The following is a 23,065-nucleotide window of genomic DNA, read 5'->3' as shown; positions in this document are numbered from 1 at the left end:
CAATGCAAGAAGCGAGGAGGGCACCGTGAACGACATCCAGACCACGACGCTCGAGATGGACGACGCGAGCGCGCCGCTCGGCGGGCTCGACCGCTGCGACAGCTGCGGAGCACAGGCGTATGTCCGCGCCACGATGGAGAGCGGCACGCTGCTCTTCTGCGCCCACCACGCAGCGAAGCACCGCGACGCGCTGCAGCCGCTCGCGAAGGTGTGGCACGACGAGTCCGAGCGGCTCAACGAGCGCTGACCCGAGCGTCCCACCGAGACCGACAGCGAGAGCGGCCCACCCCACCGAGGGGCGGGCCGCTTTCGCGTCTGCCCGAGCGCGCCGTCAGCGCCCGAACGGCCCCTGCAGCCGCTGCAGGAAGCGCTTCGTGCGCTCGTGCTGCGGGTCACCGAACACCTGCTCGGGAGCGCCGCGCTCTACGACCACGCCCTCGGCGAAGAACGACACCTGGTCGGCGACCTCGCGCGCGAAGCGCAGCTCGTGGGTGACGACCGCCATCGTCCAGCCCTCCTGCGCGAGCTCGGTCATGACCGCGAGCACCTCGCCCACGAGCTCGGGATCGAGCGACGAGGTGGGCTCGTCGAACAGCAGCATCGACGGCGCGAGCGCGAGCGCCCTCACGATGCCGACGCGCTGCTGCTGGCCGCCGGAGAGCGACGACGGGTAGGCATCCGCCTTCTCCCGCAGGCCGACGCGGTCGAGCAGCGCCAGCGCATCCGCCATCACCTCGTCGCGGGGCCTGCCCTGCACCCGCAGCGGGCCGATCGTGACGTTGCCGAGCACCGTCAGGTGCGGGAAGAGCTGGTGCTGCTGGAAGACCATGGCGGATGCGCGGTGCAGCTCGGCGCGCTCCCTGCGGCTGCGGGGTCGCGAGCAGTCGAGCTCGAGCTCGCCGATGCGCAGCGTGCCGGAGTCGGGCGTCTCGAGGCCGTTGAGCGAGCGCAGCACCGTCGTCTTGCCGGAGCCTGAGGGCCCGACGAGCGCGTGCACGGTGCCAGGGGCGATGTCGAGGTCGACGCCCCGCAGCACGTGGTTGTCGCCGAACGACTTGTGCAGCGCGCGGGCGGAGAGCAGCAGGCCGGAGGGCTGGATCCCCGGTGGAGTGACGGCATCAGACGGCATAGCGTTCGAGCCTCCTCTCGAGGCGGTCCTGGCCGAACGCGAGCACGAGGCAGATCACCCAGTAGACCGCCGCGGCGAGCGAGTAGATCACGATGAACTCGCCGCTCGGCGCTGCGATGCGCTGCGCGACCCGGAAGAGCTCGGTGACGAGGATGAGCGAGGCGAGCGAGGAGTCCTTCACGAGCGAGATGAGCGTGTTGGACAGCGGCGGCACCGAGACCCGCGCCGCCTGCGGCAGCACGATGCGCCAGAGCGCCTGACCACGCGACATGCCGACCATCGCGGCGGCCTCCCACTGCCCGCGCGGGATCGAGAGGATCGCGGCACGGATGATCTCGGCCGCGTAGCCGCCCACGTTCATCGACAGCACGATGATGGCGCTCGGCCACGGGTCGAGCGTGATGCCGATCTGCGGCATGCCGTAGAAGATCACGAAGAGCTGCACGAGCAGCGGCGTGCCCCGGATGATCGAGATGTAGACGCGGGCGATGCCGGAGAGCCACGCGATGCCCGAGATCCGAGCCAGCGCCATCGCGACCGCGATGACGATGCCTAGGACGAACGAGGCGGCGGTCAGCGGGATCGTGGCCTGGATCGCGCCCAGCACGATCGGGCCGACCGATGACCCGATGAGCTCCCAGTCCACGGGTCGACCCTACGCGCCCGCGCCGGCAGCGAACGCCGATGCGGCCCGAGCTGCTGCCCGGGCCGCATGCGGTGCGATGCGCGTCACGGCTGCGAGACGTCCTCGCCGAAGTACGACGCCGAGATGTCGGCGAGCGTGCCATCGGCAGCGAGCGACGCGAGCGCCTCGTCGACGGCCTCGACGAGCGTGTCGCTGCCGGCGCGGAAGGCGAGCGCGTTCTCGCTCGTCTCCTCGGTCTCGGCAACCACCCGCAGGCCCGTCTCGCCGCCCTGCGACTGCTCGTAGTCGAGGAAGGTGAGGCTGTCGTTGACCGTGGCGTCGACGCGGCCGGCGCGCAGCAGCTCTGCGGCCTGCGCGAAGCCCTCGACCTCTTCGATCTGTGCACCGGCGCCCTCGGCGACATCGGCCCAGTTGCTCGTGAGCGACTGCGCGCTCGTGCGGCCGGCGAGGTCGTCGAACGACTGGATGTCGCTGTCCTCGGCGACCACCAGGACACCGGGCGAGAAGGTGTAGGGCGAAGAGAACCGATACCGCTCGAGGCGTTCCGGGGTGATCGAGACCTGGTTGGCGATGACGTCGACGCGACCGGAGTCGAGCGCGGCGAACAGGGCGTCCCACTGCGCCTCCTGGAACTCCACCTCGACACCGAGCTGCTCGGCGACCGCCGTGATGATCTCGACGTCGTAGCCCGTCAGCTCGCCCGCGCCGTCCTCGTGGAACGAGAACGGCGAGTAGGTGCCCTCGGTGCCCACGACGAGCACACCCGCCTCCTGCACCTGCTCGAGCGTCAGGCCAGCGGCCTCCTCGCCGGAGTCAGCAGTGGTCGAGCATCCGGCCAGTGCGACGGATGCGGCTGCGACGCCGGCGACGACGGCAAGACGGGCGGTGGTGCGGGCGCGAGACATGAGCTCTCCTTCTTGGGGGTAACACTCCATCTTAGAACGAGTCGAGGAGGCAAAGAAACAGGCCGGCCCGGCATTCCGGGTCGGCCTGTCTCCTCTCGTGACGCTGGTCACGTGCAGCGGATCACTCCAGGTAGTCGCGCAGCTGCTGCGAGCGCGAGGGGTGGCGCAGCTTGGCCATCGTCTTCGACTCGATCTGGCGGATGCGCTCGCGCGTGACGCCGAACGTGTCGCCGATCTGGTCGAGCGTCTTCGGCATGCCGTCGCCCAGGCCGAAGCGCATGCGGATCACGCCCGCCTCGCGCTCCGAGAGCGAGTCGAGCAGCGACTCGAGCTGGCGCTGCAGCATCGTGAAGCCGACGGCGTCGGCAGGCACGACCGCCTCGGTGTCCTCGATCAGGTCGCCGAACTCGCTGTCGCCGTCCTCACCGAGAGGCGTGTGCAGCGAGATGGGCTCGCGGCCGTACTTCTGCACCTCGATGACCTTCTCAGGGGTCATGTCGAGCTCGCGCGCCAGCTCCTCGGGGCTCGGCTCGCGGCCGAGATCCTGCAGCATCTGGCGCTGCACGCGGGCCAGCTTGTTGATGACCTCGACCATGTGGACGGGGATGCGGATCGTGCGTGCCTGGTCGGCCATCGCACGCGTGATCGCCTGGCGGATCCACCAGGTGGCGTAGGTCGAGAACTTGAAGCCCTTGGTGTAGTCGAACTTCTCGACCGCACGGATGAGACCGAGGTTGCCTTCCTGGATGAGATCCAGGAACTGCATGCCGCGGCCGGTGTAGCGCTTCGCGAGCGAGACCACCAGGCGCAGGTTGGCGCCCAGCAGGTGGCTCTTGGCGCGCTGCCCGTCACGGGCGATGCGGGTGAGGTCGCGCTTGAGCTGCCACTCGAGGCCTTCGCCGTCGATCGAGAGCTTCTCCTCGGCGAACAGACCGGCCTCGATGCGCATGGCGAGATCGACCTCCTGCTCGGCGTTCAGGAGCGCGACCTTGCCGATCTGCTTCAGGTAGTCCTTGACCGGGTCGGCTGTCGCACCCGTGATCTGGGTGGGAGCGGGCTCGTCGTCGTCGCCCGAGAGGCGCAGCGCGCCGGTCGGGAGCTTCTCGACGTGGACCTTCTCCTCGTCGTCCTCGGTGTCGGTCTCCTCGGTCGACTCGTCGGCCACCGCCTCCGCCACCGGGTCAGCGGCCTTGCGGCGCGTGGCGGTGCGCTTGACGGGAGCCTTCTTGGCAGGTGCCTCGACGGTCTCAGCAGCCTCTGCAGCGGCCTTGGCGGCCGCTGCCTTGGTCTTCGCGGCGGTGGCCTTCGCGGGAGCCTTGACAGCAGTCGTCTTCGCCGGTGCCTTGGCCGCGGTGGCCTTCGCCGTCGTCGCCTTCGCTGCGGGCGCCTTGGCGGTCGCGGGCTTCGCAGCAGCCTTCGTCGTGGTCGTAGCGGCCGCCTTCGTGGCGGGCGCCTTCTTCGCAGGAGCCTTCGTGGCGGGCGCCTGCGTCGTGTCGGTCGCAGCCTTGGCGGAGCTGCGGCTCGCGGTCGTTGTGGTGTCCTTGGCTGGCATGCGGCCTCCGGTCGGTCTCGGGCGCCCAGACCCAGTGCAGGCAACTGAGGGCAGTCGAAGGACCCATGTCAAGTCCCGCGGCGGGCGCCGGTCTCGACTGGGTCGGTCTTGACAGTATAGCGCTGCGTATGGCATAGGCATTCCCAGCCAGGGTGATTCGCGCGCTCAGGCCTTCCGATCGCGCATCCAGCGCGCGACGGCCCGCCAGATCGGCCCGACCTCGATGCCCTCCTCGCGCAGCTTCGAGCGCGTGATGCGACGCATACGCACGACCATGCCGAAGCCCAGCAGCAGGATGACCAGCTGCGCGGCGAGCGCGATCCGGAAGCCCTCCCAGTCATAGAGGGCCACCTGCTCCCCCGCAGCTGTGCGCACCGAGTGGACCACGTCGAGCACGATGCCGATCACCGGCATGAGCGCGAAGGAGGCGAGGAAGCCGCCGATGTTCACGATGCCGTTCGCGGAGCCCAGCACGCGCAGCGGGTTGAACGTGCGCGCGAAGTCGAACCCGACGGTCGAGCCGGGGCCTGCGATGCCCAGCACCACCACGAGGGTGACCACGAGCCACGCCGGCGGGTGCCCCGGCCAGAGCAGCACGACGCTCCAGGTCACGATCACGAGAGCGACGATGGCCAGCACGAGCGTGGAGCGCCGCAACGGGAAGCGTGCGGTGGTGATGCCCACGATGGGGCCGACGATCATGCCGGTCAGGACGACGACGGACATGAGGCCTGCGGCGGCGGCAGTGCTGTAGCCCAGACCCTCGACGAGCAGCGGGAACCCCCACAGGAGCATGAAGACGTTCGTCGAGGCCAGCAGCGAGAAGTGCGTCCAGAAGCCGAGCCGGGTGCCCGGTTGCCGGAACGCGCCCTTCAGCCGTGGCCACCATCCCTCCGGCACATCGATCGAGCCGGTCATCGGCGCACCGCCGGGTGGCGCGTCGAACACGAGCAGCAGCACGAGCACGAACGCCACGACGCCGAGGACAGCGAGGGTGCCGAACGAGAGCGTCCAGCCCGCCTCGTGCAGGAACCACGCGAACGGCACCGCCGACGCGAGCTGGCCGAGCTGGCCGCTCACGGCGGTCCACTGCGACATCTGCGCGACGATCCGGCCGGTGAACCACCCGGACTGCAGCCGGATGACGGAGATGAAGGTCGCCGCGTCGCCGAGGCCGACCAGGACACGGCCGACGACGGCGAGCGGCAGCTCTTCCGAGAAGGCGACGAGCACCTGTCCGCTCGCCATGATGAGCGCGCCGGAGGCGATGAGCACCCGGGGGCCGAAGCGATCGACCAGCACGCCCACCGGGATCTGCATCGCTGCGTAGACGCCGATCTGCACGGCGCCGAGGGTCGACAGCAGTGTCGCCTGCACCTCGAAGCGCTCTGCGGCGGCCGGGCCTGCGACGCCGAGCGATGAGCGGTGCAGGATCGCGATCATGTAGGCGACCGCGCCGATGCCCCAGACGAGCCAGGAACGAGCGCTGTTCATCCGCGCGGATCCGCTCCCGGACGGCCGCGCCCCTTCAGGTAGCGCTCGAGCTCCTCGGCGATCTCGTCGGCGCTCGGCAGCGTGCCGTCCTCGTCGGTGAGCGGCGAGCGCACGGGCGACTGCGCCATGAACGCGTCGTAGCGCGCCTCGAGGGTGTGCACGATGCGTCGCAGCTCCTCGTTGGTCTCCATCTGCTGCGCCACGAGCTGCTGGAACTCTCGGTCGGCCTGCCGCAGCTCCTCCGTGCGGAACGCGAGCGAGGTCGCGCTCGTGACGCCCTCGAGCGCGGCCAGCGCGGGCCCGGATGAGCCGGACTCCCCGACGTAGTGCGGCACCAGCACCGTGAAGGTCGCGACCGGTGCTACGGGGTGCAGGCGGTGCTCGATGCGGTGGATGATCGAGGCGGGCACCGACGAGACCGGGCGCCACGCGGAGTACTGCTCGATGAGCTCAGCCCGGTTGCCGGAGACGGTCGAGACCAGCGGCCTGGTGTGCGGCACGGGCATGCCGATCGACGTGATGATCGTGGTCGTGGCGACCTCGAGCCGCTCGTGCAGCTCGAGCAGCGCATCCGTGAACCGCTCCCACATCCAGTCGGGCTCCGGGCCGGTCAGCAGCAGGAACGGGGCGCCGGCGTCGTCCTCGACCTGCAGCAGCGTGAGCGAGTGCGGCAGATACTCGTCGATCCGATCCTCGTTGAAGTGGATGCGCGGCCTGCGCGAGCGGTGATCGATCAGCAGATCGGTGTCGAACTCGACGATGCCGCGGAACGGGAGCGTGTCCAGGATCGCGGCCGCCGCAGACTCCGCTGCGGAGCCCGCATCGACGAATCCATGGATGGCGATGACGAGATCGAGACCGTGCGGCACCGTCTCGAGGTCCTCGAGGGGCAGCGTCAGCTCGTGGGGATCGAACACCCTCCCAGCCTAGTGAGCCTCCGGGCGCCGGTATCCTCGTGACCCATGCCCTTCCCCGCACTCTCCATCATCGCCAGGTCAGAGGACGCCACCGCCGAGCTCGTCGTGCACGGCGTGCTCGCAGGCGAGACGCCCACCGTCCCCGGCTTCGACTCCGAGCTGCTCACCGCGCTCGGCATCACCGGCAAGCGCGAGCAGCTCACGCGCGCCGTCGTCGACGGCCGCGCGATCGCCTTCGTCGGACTCGGTGACACCGTCACCGCAGACCGCCTGCGCGAGGTCGCCGGCGCCGCGGTGCGCGCGCTGCGCGAGGTGTCGTCGATCGCGCTCGCGCTGCCGGTCACCTCGGGCGAAGAGGTGCAGGCCGTGCTCGAGGGCGCCGCGATGGGCGCCTACCGCTACGAGCAGCGCCAGCCGGCCGCCGACGCGCCCGCCGTGTGCGAGATCGCGGTCGTCGCCGGCGAGGCCGAGTGCTCGGCCTACTCCGTGCAGAGCGCGGGCATCGCCGCGCAGGCCGTCTGGACCACGCGCGACCTCGCGAACACGCCCCCGAACCTGCTGAGCCCCGTCGACTTCGCCGACCGCGTCGTCGCCGAGGCCGCGGGCACCAGCCTGAGCGTCGTCGTGCGCGACGAGGATCGCCTGCGCCGGGAGGGCTTCGGCGGCATCGTCGCGGTCGGCCAGGGCTCGAGCCGCCCGCCGCGCCTCGTCACCGTCGAGCACGCGCCGGAGAACGCGACGCGCCACGTCGTGCTGGTCGGCAAGGGCATCACCTTCGACTCGGGCGGCCTCTCGCTGAAGCCGGCGGCGTCGATGCAGCACATGAAGTACGACATGACCGGCGCGGCCACCGTCTACGCCGTCACGGTCGCAGCCGCCGCGCTGCAGCTGCCGATCCGCATCACCGCGCACCTCTGCCTGGCGGAGAACCTCGTCTCATCGACCGCGACGCGGCCGGACGACGTCATCACCATGCGCGGCGGCACGACCGTCGAGGTCACCAACACCGACGCAGAGGGACGCCTCGTGATGGCCGACGCGCTCGTGCTCGCCAGCGAGGCGCAGCCGGACGCGATCATCGACGTCGCGACCCTCACGGGCGCGCAGGTGATCGCGCTCGGCGACCGCGTGAGCGGCGTCATGGGCAACGACGCGGCCTTCGTCGACGCGGTCGTCCGCGCCTCGCGAGAGGTGGGCGAGCAGGTCTGGCCGATGCCGATCCCCGAGGAGATGATCGGGATGCTCGACTCCGACGTCGCGGATCTCGCGAACGCGAAGGTCGGCAACCGCGCGGGCGGCATGCTGCTGGCCGCTGCCTTCCTCAACGAGTTCGTGGGCGAGCGCGACGGCGCGCCCATCCCCTGGGCGCACATCGACATCGCCGGACCGTCGACGAACAACGGCTCGCCCTTCGGCTTCATGCCCTCCGGCGCGACGGGCGTCGCGGTGCGCGGATTGCTCCGCACGCTCTCGAAGATGTCGCGTTCGGCCGAGTGACCCCACCCGGGCCTGCGCATCGGGCTAGGCTGGTACGGGCAAGAACTGCCGTGCACCGCTGCGTCCACCGGCGCGGCAACGAAGACTCATAAGGAGCAAGTGCGTGTCCGATCAGAGCTTTGACATCGTCGTCCTGGGTGGAGGCAGCGCGGGCTACGCCGTGGCGCTGCGCGCCGTGCAGCTCGGCAAGACCGTCGCGATCGTCGAGAAGGACAAGCTCGGTGGCACCTGCCTGCACCGCGGCTGCGTGCCCACGAAGGCGATGCTGCACTCGGCAGAGGTCGCGGACGTCGTGCGCGACTCCGGCAAGTCCGGCGTGACCGCCGAGCTCCAGGGCATCGACATGGCTGGCGTCTCCGGCTTCCGCGACGGCATCGTCGCATCGAAGTTCAAGGGCCTGCAGGGCCTGATCGCCTCGAAGAAGATCCCCGTGATCGCTGGCGAGGGCAAGCTCACCTCCCCCACCACGGTGCAGGTCGGCGACCAGACGCTGACGGGCAAGAGCATCGTGCTCGCCACCGGCTCGTTCTCGAAGACGCTCCCGGGCCTCGAGATCACCGGCAACGTCATCACGAGCGAGCAGGCGCTGCAGCTCGACTGGCTGCCGCAGCGCGTGGCCGTGCTCGGCGGCGGCGTCATCGGCGTCGAGTTCGCCAGCGTCTGGCGCTCCTTCGGCGCCGAGGTGACGATCATCGAGGGCCTGCCCCACCTCGTCCCGAACGAGGAGGAGTCGGTCTCGAAGCAGCTCGAGCGTGCGTTCAAGAAGCGCGGCATCGGGCTCAAGCTGGGCGCCCGCTTCTCGGGCGTGACGCAGGACGACTCGGGCGTGCACGTCGCGCTCGAGACCGGCGAGACCGTCGACGCCGACCTGCTGCTCGTCGCAGTCGGCCGCGGGCCGGTGACGGCGAACCTCGGCTACGAGGAGGTCGGCATCGAGATGGATCGCGGCTTCGTGCTCGTGAACGACCGGCTCGAGACCAACGTCAAGGGCGTCTACGCCGTCGGCGACATCACGCCTGGCCTGCAGCTCGCGCACCGCAGCTACCAGCACGGCATCTTCGTCGCCGAGGAGATCGGCGGCCTGAGCCCGCGCATGGTCGAGGACATCAACGTCCCCAAGATCACCTACTGCGACCCGGAGGTGGCCTCCGTCGGCTACACCGAGGCGAGGGCCAAGGAGAAGTTCGGCGAGGACAAGGTCGAGAGCTACGAGTACTCGCTGGCCGGCAACGCCAAGAGCGCGATCGTCGGCACCGCGGGCTCCGTGAAGGCCGTGCGCGTCAAGGACGGCCCCGTCGTGGGCGTCCACATGATCGGCGCCCGGATGGGCGAGCTGATCGGCGAGGCGCAGCTGATCGTCAACTGGGAGGCCTACCCGGAGGACGTCTCGCAGCTCATCCACGCACACCCGACCCAGGGCGAGACGCTCGGCGAGACCATGCTGAAGCTCGCCGGCACGCCGCTGCACGCCGTCTGATCGATCGCCACAGGAGAGAAGAACCCATGACTGACATCAAGCTCCCTGAGCTCGGCGAGAGCGTCACCGAGGGCACGATCACCCGCTGGCTGAAGGCCGTGGGCGACGAGATCGCGGTCGACGAGCCCATCGTCGAGATCTCCACCGACAAGGTCGACACCGAGGTGCCGTCCCCCATCGCCGGAACGCTCTCCGAGATCCTGGCCCAGGAGGACGACACCGTCGAGGTCGGCGCCGTCATCGCCCGCGTCGGCGATGCAGGCGCAGCGCCCGAGGAGGCAGCGCCGGCCGAGGCAGCACCGGCTGAGGCGGCACCGGCTGCAGCTGCGCCCGCCGAGGCAGCGCCCGCCGAGGCATCCGCCTCCGAGACCGCAGCCGCCGGCACGGACAGCGAGCCCGAGCAGGAGGCGGACGAGGAGTCGGCCGCCGAGGCCCAGGAGTCGCCCTCCAAGGAGGCGGACGAGCAGGCAGAGGCCGCACCGCAGGCAGAGGCACCCGCATCAGGGGGCCAGGACATCAAGCTCCCTGAGCTCGGCGAGAGCGTCACCGAGGGCACGATCACCCGCTGGCTGAAGGCCGTGGGCGACGAGATCGCGGTCGACGAGCCCATCGTCGAGATCTCCACCGACAAGGTCGACACCGAGGTGCCGTCCCCCATCGCCGGAACGCTCTCCGAGATCCTGGCCCAGGAGGACGACACCGTCGAGGTCGGCGCCGTCATCGCCCGCGTCGGCGGCTCCGCCGCCGCGGCTCCGGCTGCAGAGGCAGCACCCGCCGCTGACGCTGCGCCTGCTGCGGAGGCAGCTCCGGCAGCCGAGGCAGCGCCCGCCGCAGAGGCGGCCCCGGCAGCCGAGGCACCTGCTGCTGCAGAGGGTTCCGCCGAGGCGCAGGACGCCGCACCGGCACCCCAGGCAGCGCCAGCTGCACCGTCGACCGAGCAGCCTGAGCCCGCGAAGGCACCGGAAGCCGAGGCACCGGCTGCGGAGGCACCGAGGGCCGCGGAGCCCAAGGCCGCCGCACCGGCCGCACCCGCACCTGCCGCACCGCCTGCGCCTGCCGCTCCCGCGGCATCCGCCTCGAGCTCGAGCTACGTCACGCCCATCGTGCGCAAGCTCGCGAACGAGCGCGGCGTCGACCTGAGCGCCCTCACGGGCACGGGTGTCGGTGGCCGGATCCGCAAGGAGGACGTGCTGTCGGCCGCTGAGGCCGCACCGGCCGCTTCGGCATCGGCCGCTCCGGCTGCCGCACCGGCCGAGGTCGAGGTCTCTGAGCTGCGCGGCACCACCGCACCGCTCACGCGCCTGCGGAAGGTCGTCGCCAAGCGCGCAGTCGAGTCGATGCAGACGCTCGCTCAGCTCACGACGGTGGTCGAGGTCGACGTGACGAAGGTCGCGCAGCTGCGCGAGGCGAAGAAGGCCTCGTTCCAGCAGGAGACCGGCAACAAGCTCACCTTCCTGCCCTTCTTCACGCAGGCTGCAGTGCAGGCGCTCAAGTCGCATCCGCTCATCAATGCCACGGACGACGGCGAGACGATCACCTACCCCGAGACCGAGAACCTCTCGATGGCGGTCGACACCGAGCGCGGCCTGCTCACGCCGGTCATCCGCGACGCGGGCTCCAAGAGCATCAGGGAGCTCACGGCGTCGATCGCCGACCTCGCGCAGCGCACCCGCGACAACCAGCTCAAGCCCGACGAGCTGGCGGGCGGCACGTTCACGCTGACCAACACCGGTTCGCGCGGCGCGCTGTTCGACACGCCCGTGGTCTTCCAGCCGCAGCGCGCCATCCTCGGTGTCGGCACGGTCGTGAAGCGCCCGGTCGTCGTCTCGGTCGACGGCCAGGACTCGATCGCCATCCGCTCGATGGTGTTCCTCGCCCTGTCGTACGACCACCGCATCATCGACGGCGCCGACGCGGCACGCTACCTGGGTCAGGTGAAGGCCCAGCTCGAGTCTGGTGCCTTCGAGGTCTAGCCAGACCAGGCGTCGCGCAGCGTCCAACCGGCCTCGGTGCTCATCATGAGCACCGAGGCCGGTGGTCGTTCTGAGGCGACGCGCAGCAGCCAGGCGTCCCCGATCCGCTGGACGACCTCGAGCGTGCCGTCGTCGGGCATCCTCCACGGGTCCTCGGCGCGCAGCAGCGGGCTGTCGGGCTCGTGCAGCGCGACGAGGCACGCGGCGTCATCCGCATCGAGACAGGCCTCCCGCTCGGCGAGCAGCGCTGCTGCCGCCGCGACCGGATCTTCGTCGGCCTCTGTCCCCTCCGAGGCATCGCTCTCGGTGGAAGCCGGCGCCTCCGACGACGGCTCGGATGCGGTCGGCACGGGAGACGCGGCCGGCTCGTCCGTGGCGCTCGGGCTCGCTGTCGGCGTCGGCGCGCCGTCGGTGCCTCCACCTGCTGGCCCACCCGCATCCGCGGCTCCGGCAGGCCACAGCAGCACAGCCGTGACGACGAGCGCGGCCGCGCCTCCCCCGGCGATCGCCCAGAAGCGTGGGCGCACGGCCGCGGCGGCCGCCACGAACCGCTGCACCGACGGCCCGCCGAGCGCCACGAGCCGCTCGGTCAGCAGCGCGAGCCGGGCCCAGACGGCCTCGACTCCGACCGCCCGCTCGCGCCGACGCATCCGCACCCGCTCGGTCGACGGCAGGGCGGCAGCCGGCGCATCCAGCTCGAGCGGCAGCCCGGGCCAGGCGGCGAGCAGCGCATCGCCGGCCGCGGCGAGGTCGCGCTGCTCGAGCGCGCGCTCGACCCCCACCGGCAGTGCCGACCCGCCCGCCTCGAGCAGCGCGACCGCGAGCTGCCGCCACCCCGCGGTGTCGGCGGCGACCCCGGCGCTGCCCTCGCGCCACGCAGCGGTGGGCCGCGCCGTCTCGATCTGCGCGCCCGCCCCCACGAGCAGCGGCGCGCCGTCGGCATCGACCCGCACGTCGTGCGCCGCGCAGCCGCCTGCGCTCGCCCCGCCCGCATGCAGCGCGCCCAGCGCCGCCGCGATCGGAGCGAGCGCCGTCACGGCCTCCCCCGGCTCCGGCGCCCGGCGCTGCACGAGCCAGTCGGCGAGGCTGCGCGGCAGCAGCGGGCGCACGAGCACGGCGCCGCCATCGGTCGCGACGTCGAGGATCGGCACCAGATGCGGGTGATCGACTGCCAGCAGCGCCTCGCACTCCCGCGCCAGCGCGGCCTCCGAGCCCGGGAGGCTGCGATGCACCTCGACGCCGACACCCGACGCATCCGCCGCCACCCAGACCTCGCGCTCGCCGTCGCGCCGCAGCGCCCGCACGAGCGGGTAGCCCGCGATCTCCGCACCGTCATCCGTCACGAGCGCGACCATGCCATCGCATCCGCCGATCCCGCGCCAGCGGCGCTCGCATCTGTGGAGAGCGCGGGCATCCCGCCCCGGTATCCTGGTCGCATGGCACGTGACACCGAGAAGGAGCCTGGCAGGCTCAAGACGATGTGGTCGATCTTCAAGATGACCCGCGAGAACGACAAGCTGGCGCTACCACTGATGCTGCTGGCCTTCTTCGGCCCCATCATCGTCGTCACGGTGCTCGCGATCGTGTTCCGCCAGGACACGCTCTTCCTGGTGCTCTGGATCATCTCCGGGGTGCTCATCGGCCTGATGCTGATGATGATGACGCTCACGTGGCGCGCCGAGAAGATCGCCTTCGCACAGATCGAGGGCCGCCCCGGCGCTGTCGGCGCCGTGCTGAAGAACGGCCTGCGCGGCAACTGGAACACGAGCGAGATGCCGACGGGCGTCAACCCGAAGACGCAGGATGCGGTGTACCGCGCCGTCGGAAAGCCCGGCGTCGTGCTGATCGCGGAGGGCCCGAGGGAGCGCGTCGCGCGCATCCTCGGCGAGGAGCAGCGCAAGGTCAAGCGCATCGTGCCGAACGTGCCGGTCCACGTGCTCGAGGTGGGCCCCGACTCGACGCTCGAGCTGCGCAAGCTGACGCGCTCGATGCGCAGGCTGAAGAAGACGCTCACCCGCGCCGAGGTCATGGCCGTGGCCAATCGCCTCACCTCGCTCGGCCAGGCCAACCTGCCGATCCCCAAGGGCATCGATCCTCGCCGCGTGCGACCCGGCCGCCCGCGCTGACGTAACACTGCCGAAACATCGGCGTCACCGACGGGCAACGGCTCCCGCGTAGCGTCGAGGTCACGGCATCCGCCTACCCCCAACACGCTAGTCAAGGAGCACCATGTTCAAGGATTCCTCCGAGGTCCTCGCCTATATCAAGGACGAGGGGGTGCAGTTCCTCGACATCCGCTTCACCGACCTTCCCGGCGTGCAGCAGCACTTCAACATCCCCGCCTCGACGGTCGACGAGGAGTTCTTCAGCGTCGGGCAGCTCTTCGACGGCTCGTCGATCCGCGGCTTCGCGAGCATCCACGAGTCGGACATGCAGCTCATCCCCGACGTCACGACCGCCTACCTCGACCCGTTCCGCGACGCGAAGACGCTCGTGATGATCTTCGACATCTACAACCCGCGCACGGGTGAGATCTACCACCGCGACCCGCGCCAGGTCGCGCACAAGGCCGAGCAGTACCTCGCCTCGACCGGCATCGCCGACACCGCGTTCTTCGCCCCGGAGGCCGAGTTCTACATCTTCGACGACGTGCGCTACGACGTGAAGGCGAACACCTCGTTCTACTCCGTCGACTCCGAGGAGGGCGCCTGGAACACCGGCCGCGTCGAAGAGGGCGGCAACCTCGCCAACAAGACGCCCTACAAGGGTGGCTACTTCCCCGTCTCCCCCGTCGACAAGCAGGCCGACCTGCGCGACGACATCGTGCTGAAGCTCGAGGCGATCGGCCTGCAGGTCGAGCGCAGCCACCACGAGGTCGGCACGGGCGGCCAGGCCGAGATCAACTACCGCTTCAACACGATGGTGAAGGCGGCGGATGAGATCCTCGCCTTCAAGTACATCGTCAAGAACACGGCGGAGCAGTGGGGCCAGACGGCCACCTTCATGCCCAAGCCGCTCTACGGCGACAACGGCTCCGGCATGCACACGCACCAGTCGCTGTGGCTCGAGGGCACGCCGCTCTTCTTCGACGAGAACGGCTACGGCAACCTGTCCGACCTGGCCCGCTGGTACATCGGCGGCCTGCTCGCGCACGCCCCCGCGGTGCTGGCGTTCACGAACCCGTCGATCAACTCGTACCGTCGCCTCGTGAAGGGCTTCGAGGCGCCGGTGAACCTCGCCTACTCGGCCGGCAACCGCTCCGCCGCCGTCCGCATCCCGGTCACGGGCTCCAACCCGAAGGCCAAGCGCATCGAGTTCCGCGTGCCGGACGCCGCCTCGAACCCCTACCTGGCGTTCGCCGCGCAGATGATGGCGGGCCTCGACGGCATCAAGAACCGCATCGAGCCCCTGGACCCGATCGACAAGGACCTCTACGAGCTGCCGCCCGAGGAGGCCAAGAACATCCCGCAGGTGCCCGGCACCCTCGAGGAGGCGCTCGTGGCGCTCGAGCAGGACCACGAGTTCCTGCTCGAGGGCAACGTCTTCACGAAGGACCTCATCGACACGTGGATCGCGTACAAGCGCGAGAACGAGATCCTGCCGATGGCGCTGCGTCCGCACCCGTACGAGTTCGAGCTCTACTACGGCGTCTGACGCTCACACACGGCGGGGCCGGATCTCTTGGGGGGATCCGGCCCCGCTCTTCTCTGCGCAACGGGCGTCGCTAGTCCTCGTAGAAGCGCAGGTCGAAGACGCGCCGGGCACGGCGCGTGGTCGCGAGGTACTGCTCCTCGAGCGCCGCGGCCGAGCCTGCGGGAAGCCCGACGAGCCGGGCGATCGCCTCCAGCTCGGCCCTGTCCTCCGGCAGCACATCGATCGAGCGTGCGCGGGCCAGCGCCAGCGCGTTGCGGATGCGGGTGGCGAGCAGCCAGGCCTCTCGCAGCACCGCCGCGTCGCGCTCGTCGATCAGGTCGGCGCGTGCCGCGGCGGCGAGCGCCTCGAGCGTCGACGGCGTGCGCAGGCTCTGGATGCGACCGGCGTGCCGCAGCTGCAGCAGCTGCACGAGCCACTCGATGTCGCTGAGCGCGCCGTCGCCGAGCTTCAGATGCCTGCTGCGGTCGGCGGCCCGCGGGAGCCGCTCGGCCTCGACGCGCGCCTTGATGCGGCGCACCTCGCGCACCGATGACGACGGGAACTCCGCCGGGTAGCGCCGCTCGTCGATCACCGCCATGAGCTCGGCGGCGAGCTGCGCGTCGCCGGCGAACGGGCGCGCGCGCAGCAGCGCCTGTGCCTCCCACGGCTCCGACCAGCGGTCGTAGTAGGTGCGGTAGCTCTCGAGCGTGCGCACGAGCGGACCCTGGCGGCCCTCCGGCCGCAGCCCCGCATCCAGCTCGAACGGCAGCGAGGGGTCGGCGAGCGTCTCCTGCACCTTGCGCACGACGACCGTGGCGACCGCCACCGGATCCTCGCCGCCGCGCGCGACGTGCATCACGTCGATGTCGCTGCCGAAGCCGATCTCGCGGCCGCCGGTGCGGCCCATCGTGATGATCGCGAGCTCGAGCGTCGCAGGCGTGTGCAGCGTGACGGCCGCATCGACGAGCGCTGCCGCGATCGCCGTGAGCGCCACCCCGACGGCCGTCTCGTCGATGCGCTGCAGCGCGCTCGCCGTGGCGACCCGCAGGTGCTCGCGGCGGCGCAGGCCCCGCAGCGCCCGCTGCACCGCCTCGGTGTCGTCGCCGTGTCGGGCGAGGATCGCCGCGGTCTCCTCGCGCAGCGCCTCCTCCGAGCGAGGGCGCAGCTGCTCGTCGCCGTCGAGCCACCAGGCGGCCTCCGGGAGGCGCTCCATGAGCGAGCCGATCAGCCGTGACGACGAGAGCAGGCTCGTCAGGCGCCGGGCGGCGACCGGCGAGTCGCGCAGCATCCGCAGGAACCAGGGGCTGTCGCCGAGCGCTTCGCTCAGCCGCCGGAAGGCCAGCAGCCCCATGTCGGGATCCGCGCCCTCCGCGAACCAGCCGAGCAGCACCGGCAGCAGCAGTCGCTGGATCTGCGCGCGCCGCGAGACCCCCTCGGTCAGCTCGCCGATGTGGGCCAGCGCGCCCTTGGGATCGATGTAGCCGGATGCCAGCAGCCGTCGCTGCGCGGCCTCCGGCGTGAGGTGCACGTCGTCACGGTCGAGCGAGGCGACCGCCCCCAGCAGCGGACGATAGAAGATGCGCTCATGCAGCGTGCGCACGGCACGGCGCACGGCTTGCCACTGCTTCGTCAGCTCGGCTGCGGTGCCGACGCGGGCCGTGCGGGCGAGCCTGCGCAGCGCATCCTCCTCGAGCGGCATGAGGTGGGTGCGGCGCATGCGCCAGAACTGGATGCGGTGCTCGAGCACGCGCAGGAACCGGTAGTGGTCGCTGAACTCGTCACGGTCGGTGCGGCCGACGATGCCGCGTGCCGCGAGGGCGTCGAGCGCCTCGAGCGTGCCGCGCTGCCGCAGCGAGGGGTCGTCGGCGCCGTGCACGAGCTGCAGCAGCTGCACCGTGAACTCGATGTCGCGCAGGCCGCCGGGCCCGAGCTTCAGCTGGCGGTCGACCTCGTCGGCCGGGATGTGCTCCGTGACCCGTTCGCGCATCCGCTGCACCGAGTCGACGAAGCCCTCGCGTCCGGACGACTCCCACACCTTGGCGCGCACCGCGGCGTCGTAGGCGGCGCCGAGGTCTGCGTCGCCGGCGATCGGGCGCGCCTTCAGCAGGGCCTGGAACTCCCACGACTTCGCCCATCGCTCGTAGTAGGCGATGTGCGAGGCGAGCGTGCGGGTGAGCGGGCCGTCCTTGCCCTCCGGCCGCAGGTTGGCGTCGACCTCCCACAGCGGCGGTGCCGCCTGGAACTGCGAGCACGCCGCGGTCGTCTCGCGGGCGAGCAGGGTCGCGATCTGCGTCGCGCGGGCATCGTCGAGCGCGCTGGCCTCGTCGACGCCGCTGTGGCCGACGCTGCTGTCATCGACGCCGTGCACCCAGATCACATCGACGTCGCTGACATAGTTCAGCTCGCGCGCGCCGGTCTTGCCCATGCCGATCACGGCGAGCCGCACCCGATCGGCGTCGGCGCCGAATCGCTCGCGGGCCGCGGCGCGGGCGATCGCGATGCCGGCCTCGAGGGCGGCGGAGGCGAGGTCGGCGAGTGCGGCGGAGACCGTGTCGACGCGCGCCTTCGGATCCTCCAGCGCGAGATCCCACGCCACGAGCTCTGCCACGTGCCGGCGGTAGCGGTCCCGCATCGCGCCGACCGCGTGGGTCTGCGGCAGCGTCGATGCACCGGCCTCCGCAGCCACAGACTCGAGCAGGCTGCTGCGATACTCCTCGGCGGTCTTCGGCGTGTGCGGGCGCAGCACGACGTCGAGGTCCTCCGCGTGCCGCTCGAGGTGCTCGGCGATGCCGAGCGAACCCCCGAGCACGCGCAGCAGCGACGCCCGTCCCTCGTCGTCGGCCAGCGCATCCGACAGATCGATCTCCGCGCGCGAGAACCGCACGAGCATCTGCAGCGCGGCGTCAGGGTCAGCGGTCTGGGCGCACTCCTCGACCAAGCCGTGCAGCGCCTCCGGCAGCTCTGCCAGGCACGCCTCTGCCCTGCTCGGCTCTCGGTACCCCAGTCGCGCCAGACGCGACCGGGGTGACGGGGTGCGCATCGCTAGAGCGAGAGCAGGTTCGACTCGAGCTCGACCCGCGTGACCTGGTCGCGGTACTCGCGCCAGTCCTCGCGCTTGTTGCGCAGGAAGTAGGAGAAGACCTGCTCGCCCAGCGTCTCGGCGACGAGCTCGGACTCCTCCATCGCGCGGATCGCGGCATCGAGGCTGGTCGGCAGCGGCGTGTAGCCGAGCGCCTTGCGCTCGCGGTCGGAGAGCTGCCAGATGTCCTCGACAGCCTCGTCGGGCAGCTCGTAGCCCTCTTCGATGCCCTTGAGCCCTGCGGCCAGCAGCACGGAGAACGCGAGGTACGGGTTGGCCGCCGAGTCGAGGCCGCGGTACTCCACGCGCGCCGACTGCGCCTTGTTCGGCTTCGAGAGCGGCACGCGCACGAGCGCCGAGCGGTTGTTGTGCCCCCAGCTGACGAAGCTGGGCGCCTCGTCACCGGCCCACAGTCGCTTGTAGGAGTTGACGAATTGGTTCGTCACCGCCGTGAACTCGGGCGCATGATGCAGCAGGCCCGCGACGAACTGACGGCCGATCTTCGACAGCTGGTACTTGCCGCTCGGGTCGTGGAAGGCGTTGCGCTCCCCCTCGAACAGCGACATGTGCGTGTGCATGCCGCTGCCAGGGTGCCCTTCGAAGGGCTTGGGCATGAAGGTGGCGAAGACGCCCTCCGAGATCGCGACCTCCTTGACGATCGTGCGGAACGTCATGATGTTGTCGGCGGTCGAGAGCGCATCGGCGTAGCGCAGATCGATCTCGTTCTGGCCCGGTCCCGCCTCGTGGTGGCTGAACTCCACCGAGATACCGATGTCCTCGAGCATCCGCACGCTCGCGCGCCGGAAGTCGTGCGCGGTGCCGCCCGGGACGTTGTCGAAGTAGCCGGCGCGATCCACGGGCTCCGGGCTGTGCACGTCGTCTGACTTCAGCAGGTAGAACTCGCACTCGGGATGCGTGTAGAAGCTGAAGCCGCGGTCGGCTGCCTTCGCGAGCGTGCGCTTGAGCACGTGGCGCGGGTCGGCGGCGGCGGGCTCGCCGTCGGGCGTGAAGATGTCGCAGAACATGCGGGCGGTCGGATCGGTCTCGCCCCGCCACGGCAGCACCTGGAACGTCGAGGGGTCTGCCTTGGCGATCACGTCGGCCTCGGAGGAGCGCGAGAGCCCCTCGATCGAGGAGCCGTCGATGCCCATGCCCTCCAGGAAGGCGCCTTCGACCTCTGCCGGCGCGATCGCGACCGACTTCAGCTTGCCGAGCACATCCGTGAACCACAGCCTGACGAACTTGACGCCGCGCTCCTCAATCGTGCGAAGCACGAAGTCCTGCTGCTTGTCCATCCCGGCCCCTCTCTTGCCTTCCCTCAGGCTAGTGGGCGCGAGGCGCGGGTTAGGCTCGGGACATGGCATTCGAACAGAGCGGTCCGACCGCGTCCGGTGAGCCCCAGGAGGTCGCCGCGCCCTACGGCGGAGCGGCCGGCGGCCAGAAGCGGGTGCGCACCCGGCACTTCGAGAAGGCGAAGCAGGATGGCGTCAAGATCGTCGGCCTGACGAGCTATGACTACCTCTCGGCGCAGGTCTTCGACGCGGCGGGCATCGACTTCCTGCTGGTGGGCGACTCGGCCGGCAACACGGTCTTCGGCTACGACACGACCCTGCCGGTGACGGTCGACGAGCTCATCCCGCTCACGCGTGCCGTGGCGCGTGCCGCGAAGCGCGCGCTCGTGGTCGCCGACATGCCGTTCGGCTCCTATGAGGTCAACGCTCGCGAGGCGCTGCACACCGCGATCCGCTTCATGAAGGAGACGGGTGCGCACGCGGTCAAGCTCGAGGGCGGCGTGCGCTCCGCCGAGCAGATCCGCAGGGTCGTCGAGGCGGGCATCCCCGTGATGGGGCACGTGGGCTACACACCGCAGTCTGAGCACGGCCTGGGCGGCCACGTGATCCAGGGTCGCGGCGAGGATGGCGCAGACCAGCTGCTGCGCGACGCGCTCGCGGTGCAGGAGGCAGGCGCGTTCGCCGTCGTGCTCGAGATGGTGCCCTCCGAAGCTGCGAAGGCCGTCACCGAGGCGCTGACGATCCCGACGCTCTCCGTCGGCGCCGGCCCGCACTGCGACGGTCAGCTGCTCGTGTGGAGCGACTGGGCCGGCATGACGACGGGCCGCATCCCGAAGTTCGTGAAGCAGTACGCGCAGCTCGCCAAGACCCTGGAGGAGGCCGCCGTGTCGTTCCGCGAGGATGTCGCGAGCGGCGCCTACCCCGCCCCCGAGCACGAGTACTGAGATGCGCGTCGCGCTGCTGCTGCGGGGCGTCAACGTCGGTGGCGTGACGGTGCGCTCAGCCGATCTGCGGGCACTGCTCGCTGAGGCCGGCCTGGGCGACGTCGCCACCGTGCTCGCGAGCGGCAACGCCGTGGTCACGGCGACGGATGCCTCGGCCGCGGCCCAGGCAGCGGAGGCTGCCTTGGAGGCGCGGTACGGCAGGCGCATCCGCGTGCTCGGCATCGCGATCGACGCGCTCGCCGCGATCGTCGCGGACTACCCGCACGCCGAGGATGACGAGCACACCCCCTATGTGGTGTTCGAGCTCGAGCGCGGTCTGGCTGCGGAGCTCGCGGAGCTCGAGCCCGGCGATGGCGAGACGATCGCCACGGGCGACGCCGTCGTGCACTGGTCGAACCCGAAGGGCACGACGCTCACGAGCCCGTTCGCCAAGGCGCTCGAGCGCACCGCGAAGGATCGCGTCACGACGCGCAACCTGCGCACGCTGCGAAAGGTCCTCGCGGCGAGCTGAAGCGCCGCCTACTTGTCCTCGGCCGCGTCCTCTTCGGCCCACGCGCGCGAGCGCTCCTTGATGATCTCCGGCGCTCGTGCCGCCTCTTCACGCGAGGTGAAGGGCCCTGCACGGTCGTAGCCGGGCGAGACCATGCCCTCCTCGACGACGCCGGTCTCCAGGTTGTACCAGTACTCGGCCATGCGTTCCTCCCGGGGTTGCTCGGTGCGGTCTGCTTAGGATGGAGCCTATGCCGAAGGACGCCGCAGGTCACCTCATCCCCGGCCGGCTCGGCCCCCAGCGCCGAGTGGACGCATCCATCACCCGGCCCGAGTACGTGGGCAAGCCTGGCCCCGCCAAGCACACCACCGGCGACGTCTACGACGATGAGACCATCGAGCGCATCCGTGCCGCCGGCACCATCGCCGCCGACGCCATCGCAGCCGTCGGCGCCGCCGTGCGGCCCGGCATCACGACCGACGAGCTCGACGCCATCGGGCACGACGTCGTCACCGGTCACGGCGCCTACCCCTCGACGCTCGGCTACCGCGGCTTCGCGAAGTCGGTCTGCTCGAGCGTCAACGAGGTCATCTGCCATGGCATCCCCGACGACACCGTCCTCGAGGAGGGCGACATCGTCAACATCGACATCACCGCCTTCAAGGACGGCGTGCACGGCGACTCGAACCGCACCTTCGCCGTCGGCCAGACGAGCGAGGCGGTCGCGCAGCTCGTCGAGCGCACGGAGGAGTCGCTGCGACGGGCGATCAAGACGGTCATGCCCGGCCGCCGCGTCAACGTGATCGGCCGCGCCATCGAGATGTACGCGAAGCGCTTCGACTACGGCGTCGTGCGCGACTTCACCGGCCACGGCGTGGGCACGTCGTTCCACTCCGGCCTGATCATCCCCCATTACGACACCGATCGCTTCGACGCCGAGATCCTGCCCGGGATGGTCTTCACGATCGAGCCGATGCTCACGCTCGGCACGCACGAGTGGGAGATGTGGGATGACGGCTGGACGGTCGTGACGAAGGATCGCTCCATCACGGCGCAGTTCGAGCACACGATCGTGGTGCGCGAGACGGGCGCGGAGATCCTGACGCTGCCCTCGGCCTGAGCGCCCTGCCGCCTCGCGGGCGGATCCGTGGCAGGATCGTCGCCGTGGCGAAGTCAAAGGACAAGGCAGTCGGCGTCGACATCGGCGGCACGGGCGTGAAGGCGGCGCTCGTCGATGTGAGGGACGGCGAGCTGCTGAGCGATCGCGTGAAGGTGCCGACGCCGGAGGGCGGCGAGCCCGACGCGATCCGCGACGCGGTGGTCGAGCTGGTCGAGCGGCTCGAGATCGAGAAGGACACCCCCATCGGCGTGACCTTCCCCGCCATCGTGCGCCACGGTCGCACCATGAGCGCCGCCAACGTCTCGAAGGAGTGGATCGGGCTCGAGGCCGAGCGGCTCTTCGAGCGGGCGCTCGGTCGCGACATCCACTTCGTCAACGACGCGGATGCGGCGGGCTTCGCCGAGGATCACTACGGGGCGGCGAAGGATGCCTCGGGTCTCGTCATCATGACGACGCTCGGCACGGGCATCGGCGGCGCGCTCATCTACAACGGCGTGCTCATCCCGAACGCTGAGCTCGGCCACCTCGAGCTCGACGGGCACGACGCCGAGTCGCGCGCCTCGAACAAGGCACGCGAGCGGGAGGAGCTCAGCTGGGAGGCCTGGGCGGCGCGCCTGCAGCGCTACTACAGCCACCTCGAGTTCATCTTCTCGCCCGACCTGTTCGTGGTCGGCGGCGGCGTCTCGAAGTCGTCGGAGGAGTTCCTGCCGCTGCTCGACCTGCAGACGCCGATCGTGCCCGCGAAGCTGCGCAACAACGCCGGCATCATCGGCGCCGCGGCGCTCGCCAGGGGCGTCTGAGCCTCCACTGACCGCGAGACTCATCGCGGTCGTCGTCGCGCCACGCTATCTGCGTATTTCTGTGTTTGATTGCGTTTGTCTGCGCTTGCCTGCTAGCGTGCCGACAAGGAGGCAACG

Annotated in this window: 20 protein-coding genes; 10 read left to right on the top strand and 10 right to left on the bottom strand. The window is 70.6% G+C overall.

What is annotated here, in order from left to right:
* Positions 1-55 precede the first annotated feature (55 nt).
* The gene (locus MKD51_RS08665) at positions 56-247 is read left to right on the top strand and encodes a hypothetical protein (RefSeq protein ID WP_240240896.1); all 192 of its coding nucleotides are present in this window, start codon (positions 56-58) and stop codon (positions 245-247) included.
* 84 nt (positions 248-331) lie between these two features.
* Here the strand turns inward: MKD51_RS08665 and MKD51_RS08660 are convergent, their stop codons facing one another.
* The 6 genes from MKD51_RS08660 to MKD51_RS08635 all read right to left on the bottom strand — a co-directional run bounded on the left by MKD51_RS08660 (position 332) and on the right by MKD51_RS08635 (position 6,643).
* Positions 332-1,129 (bottom strand): amino acid ABC transporter ATP-binding protein, encoded by a 798-nt coding sequence (locus MKD51_RS08660; protein ID WP_277603931.1) that lies wholly within the window; start codon positions 1,127-1,129, stop codon positions 332-334.
* Complete coding sequence (locus MKD51_RS08655; protein ID WP_240239914.1) at positions 1,119-1,775, bottom strand: amino acid ABC transporter permease; 657 nt, start codon at positions 1,773-1,775, stop codon at positions 1,119-1,121. Before MKD51_RS08655 ends, MKD51_RS08660 begins: the two co-directional genes overlap by 11 nt.
* 83 nt (positions 1,776-1,858) lie before the next feature.
* Entirely contained in the window at positions 1,859-2,680 is an 822-nt protein-coding gene (locus tag MKD51_RS08650; RefSeq protein ID WP_240239913.1) for an amino acid ABC transporter substrate-binding protein, read from the bottom strand.
* 121 nt (positions 2,681-2,801) lie between these two features.
* Entirely contained in the window at positions 2,802-4,232 is a 1,431-nt protein-coding gene (locus tag MKD51_RS08645; protein ID WP_240239912.1) for an RNA polymerase sigma factor, read from the bottom strand.
* 165 nt (positions 4,233-4,397) lie between these two features.
* Positions 4,398-5,726 carry an MFS transporter gene (locus MKD51_RS08640; protein ID WP_240239911.1) on the bottom strand — a complete coding sequence of 443 codons (1,329 nt, stop codon included), beginning with the start codon at positions 5,724-5,726 and terminating at the stop codon, positions 4,398-4,400.
* Entirely contained in the window at positions 5,723-6,643 is a 921-nt protein-coding gene (locus MKD51_RS08635; RefSeq protein WP_240239910.1) for a PAC2 family protein, read from the bottom strand. The genes MKD51_RS08640 and MKD51_RS08635 overlap by 4 nt, the downstream gene beginning before the upstream one ends.
* A 45-nt stretch (positions 6,644-6,688) precedes the next feature.
* Between MKD51_RS08635 and MKD51_RS08630 the strand changes: the two genes are divergently transcribed.
* The 3 genes from MKD51_RS08630 to sucB all read left to right on the top strand — a co-directional run bounded on the left by MKD51_RS08630 (position 6,689) and on the right by sucB (position 11,590).
* A complete protein-coding gene (locus MKD51_RS08630) occupies positions 6,689-8,140 on the top strand; it encodes a leucyl aminopeptidase (RefSeq protein ID WP_240239909.1) in 1,452 nt (483 codons plus the stop codon).
* A 103-nt stretch (positions 8,141-8,243) separates the two neighbouring features.
* Positions 8,244-9,617, top strand: a complete 1,374-nt coding sequence (lpdA, locus tag MKD51_RS08625) for a dihydrolipoyl dehydrogenase (RefSeq protein ID WP_240239908.1) — start codon at positions 8,244-8,246, stop codon at positions 9,615-9,617.
* A gap of 26 nt (positions 9,618-9,643) precedes the next feature.
* Positions 9,644-11,590 (top strand): 2-oxoglutarate dehydrogenase, E2 component, dihydrolipoamide succinyltransferase, encoded by a 1,947-nt coding sequence (gene sucB, locus MKD51_RS08620; protein ID WP_240239907.1) that lies wholly within the window; start codon positions 9,644-9,646, stop codon positions 11,588-11,590.
* Here the strand turns inward: sucB and MKD51_RS08615 are convergent.
* Positions 11,587-12,945 (bottom strand): hypothetical protein, encoded by a 1,359-nt coding sequence (locus MKD51_RS08615; protein ID WP_240239906.1) that lies wholly within the window; start codon positions 12,943-12,945, stop codon positions 11,587-11,589. The two genes, sucB and MKD51_RS08615, sit on opposite strands and share 4 nt — an antisense overlap.
* 81 nt (positions 12,946-13,026) lie before the next feature.
* Between MKD51_RS08615 and MKD51_RS08610 the strand changes: the two genes are divergently transcribed.
* Both MKD51_RS08610 and glnA read left to right on the top strand, forming a co-directional pair.
* A complete protein-coding gene (locus MKD51_RS08610) occupies positions 13,027-13,716 on the top strand; it encodes a DUF4191 domain-containing protein (RefSeq protein WP_240239905.1) in 690 nt (229 codons plus the stop codon).
* Positions 13,717-13,819: 103 nt separating this feature from the next.
* Entirely contained in the window at positions 13,820-15,244 is a 1,425-nt protein-coding gene (gene glnA, locus MKD51_RS08605; protein WP_240239904.1) for a type I glutamate--ammonia ligase, read from the top strand.
* A 70-nt stretch (positions 15,245-15,314) separates the two neighbouring features.
* Here the strand turns inward: glnA and MKD51_RS08600 are convergent, their stop codons facing one another.
* Complete coding sequence (locus MKD51_RS08600) at positions 15,315-18,263, bottom strand: bifunctional [glutamine synthetase] adenylyltransferase/[glutamine synthetase]-adenylyl-L-tyrosine phosphorylase (protein ID WP_240239903.1); 2,949 nt, start codon at positions 18,261-18,263, stop codon at positions 15,315-15,317.
* A 2-nt stretch (positions 18,264-18,265) separates the two neighbouring features.
* A complete protein-coding gene (locus tag MKD51_RS08595) occupies positions 18,266-19,597 on the bottom strand; it encodes a glutamine synthetase family protein (protein ID WP_240239902.1) in 1,332 nt (443 codons plus the stop codon).
* Positions 19,598-19,659: 62 nt separating this feature from the next.
* On the opposite strand from MKD51_RS08595, the gene panB reads away from it, so the two are divergent.
* Together panB and MKD51_RS08585 are read left to right on the top strand one after the other, a co-directional pair.
* Positions 19,660-20,538: a 3-methyl-2-oxobutanoate hydroxymethyltransferase gene (gene panB / locus MKD51_RS08590; protein WP_240239901.1), complete on the top strand. Its 879-nt coding sequence runs from the start codon at positions 19,660-19,662 to the stop codon at positions 20,536-20,538.
* Between the two features lies 1 nt (position 20,539).
* The gene (locus MKD51_RS08585) at positions 20,540-21,049 is read left to right on the top strand and encodes a DUF1697 domain-containing protein (RefSeq protein WP_240239900.1); all 510 of its coding nucleotides are present in this window, start codon (positions 20,540-20,542) and stop codon (positions 21,047-21,049) included.
* A gap of 8 nt (positions 21,050-21,057) precedes the next feature.
* On the opposite strand, the gene MKD51_RS08580 is transcribed toward MKD51_RS08585, so the two are convergent.
* On the bottom strand, positions 21,058-21,231 hold the full coding sequence (locus MKD51_RS08580; RefSeq protein ID WP_240239899.1) for an SPOR domain-containing protein: 174 nt from the start codon (positions 21,229-21,231) through the stop codon (positions 21,058-21,060).
* Between the two features lie 47 nt (positions 21,232-21,278).
* Here MKD51_RS08580 and map point away from each other — a divergent pair, with 47 nt between their 5' ends.
* Positions 21,279-22,148, top strand: a complete 870-nt coding sequence (map, locus tag MKD51_RS08575; protein WP_240239898.1) for a type I methionyl aminopeptidase — start codon at positions 21,279-21,281, stop codon at positions 22,146-22,148.
* A 44-nt stretch (positions 22,149-22,192) separates the two neighbouring features.
* Positions 22,193-22,948 carry a polyphosphate--glucose phosphotransferase gene (ppgK, locus tag MKD51_RS08570; RefSeq protein WP_240239897.1) on the top strand — a complete coding sequence of 252 codons (756 nt, stop codon included), beginning with the start codon at positions 22,193-22,195 and terminating at the stop codon, positions 22,946-22,948.
* Positions 22,949-23,065 lie beyond the last annotated feature (117 nt).

The sequence above is a fragment of the Agrococcus sp. ARC_14 genome, from assembly GCF_022436485.1.
Classification (GTDB): Bacteria; Actinomycetota; Actinomycetes; order Actinomycetales; family Microbacteriaceae; genus Agrococcus.
Note: the sequence above shows the minus strand (reverse complement) of the source record. Positions and strands in the feature narration are given on the sequence as shown.

Coding starts and splice junctions, on each gene's coding strand:
- MKD51_RS08665 (WP_240240896.1), top strand. CDS start 56: ATGGACGACGCGAGCGCGCCGCTCGGCGGGCTCGACCGCTGCGACAGC.
- MKD51_RS08660 (WP_277603931.1), bottom strand. CDS start 1,129: ATGCCGTCTGATGCCGTCACTCCACCGGGGATCCAGCCCTCCGGCCTG.
- MKD51_RS08615 (WP_240239906.1), bottom strand. CDS start 12,945: ATGGTCGCGCTCGTGACGGATGACGGTGCGGAGATCGCGGGCTACCCG.
- MKD51_RS08640 (WP_240239911.1), bottom strand. CDS start 5,726: ATGAACAGCGCTCGTTCCTGGCTCGTCTGGGGCATCGGCGCGGTCGCC.
- MKD51_RS08645 (WP_240239912.1), bottom strand. CDS start 4,232: ATGCCAGCCAAGGACACCACAACGACCGCGAGCCGCAGCTCCGCCAAG.
- MKD51_RS08600 (WP_240239903.1), bottom strand. CDS start 18,263: ATGCGCACCCCGTCACCCCGGTCGCGTCTGGCGCGACTGGGGTACCGA.
- MKD51_RS08610 (WP_240239905.1), top strand. CDS start 13,027: ATGGCACGTGACACCGAGAAGGAGCCTGGCAGGCTCAAGACGATGTGG.
- MKD51_RS08595 (WP_240239902.1), bottom strand. CDS start 19,597: ATGGACAAGCAGCAGGACTTCGTGCTTCGCACGATTGAGGAGCGCGGC.
- MKD51_RS08585 (WP_240239900.1), top strand. CDS start 20,540: ATGCGCGTCGCGCTGCTGCTGCGGGGCGTCAACGTCGGTGGCGTGACG.
- map (WP_240239898.1), top strand. CDS start 21,279: ATGCCGAAGGACGCCGCAGGTCACCTCATCCCCGGCCGGCTCGGCCCC.
- sucB (WP_240239907.1), top strand. CDS start 9,644: ATGACTGACATCAAGCTCCCTGAGCTCGGCGAGAGCGTCACCGAGGGC.
- panB (WP_240239901.1), top strand. CDS start 19,660: ATGGCATTCGAACAGAGCGGTCCGACCGCGTCCGGTGAGCCCCAGGAG.
- MKD51_RS08650 (WP_240239913.1), bottom strand. CDS start 2,680: ATGTCTCGCGCCCGCACCACCGCCCGTCTTGCCGTCGTCGCCGGCGTC.
- MKD51_RS08630 (WP_240239909.1), top strand. CDS start 6,689: ATGCCCTTCCCCGCACTCTCCATCATCGCCAGGTCAGAGGACGCCACC.
- glnA (WP_240239904.1), top strand. CDS start 13,820: ATGTTCAAGGATTCCTCCGAGGTCCTCGCCTATATCAAGGACGAGGGG.
- MKD51_RS08580 (WP_240239899.1), bottom strand. CDS start 21,231: ATGGCCGAGTACTGGTACAACCTGGAGACCGGCGTCGTCGAGGAGGGC.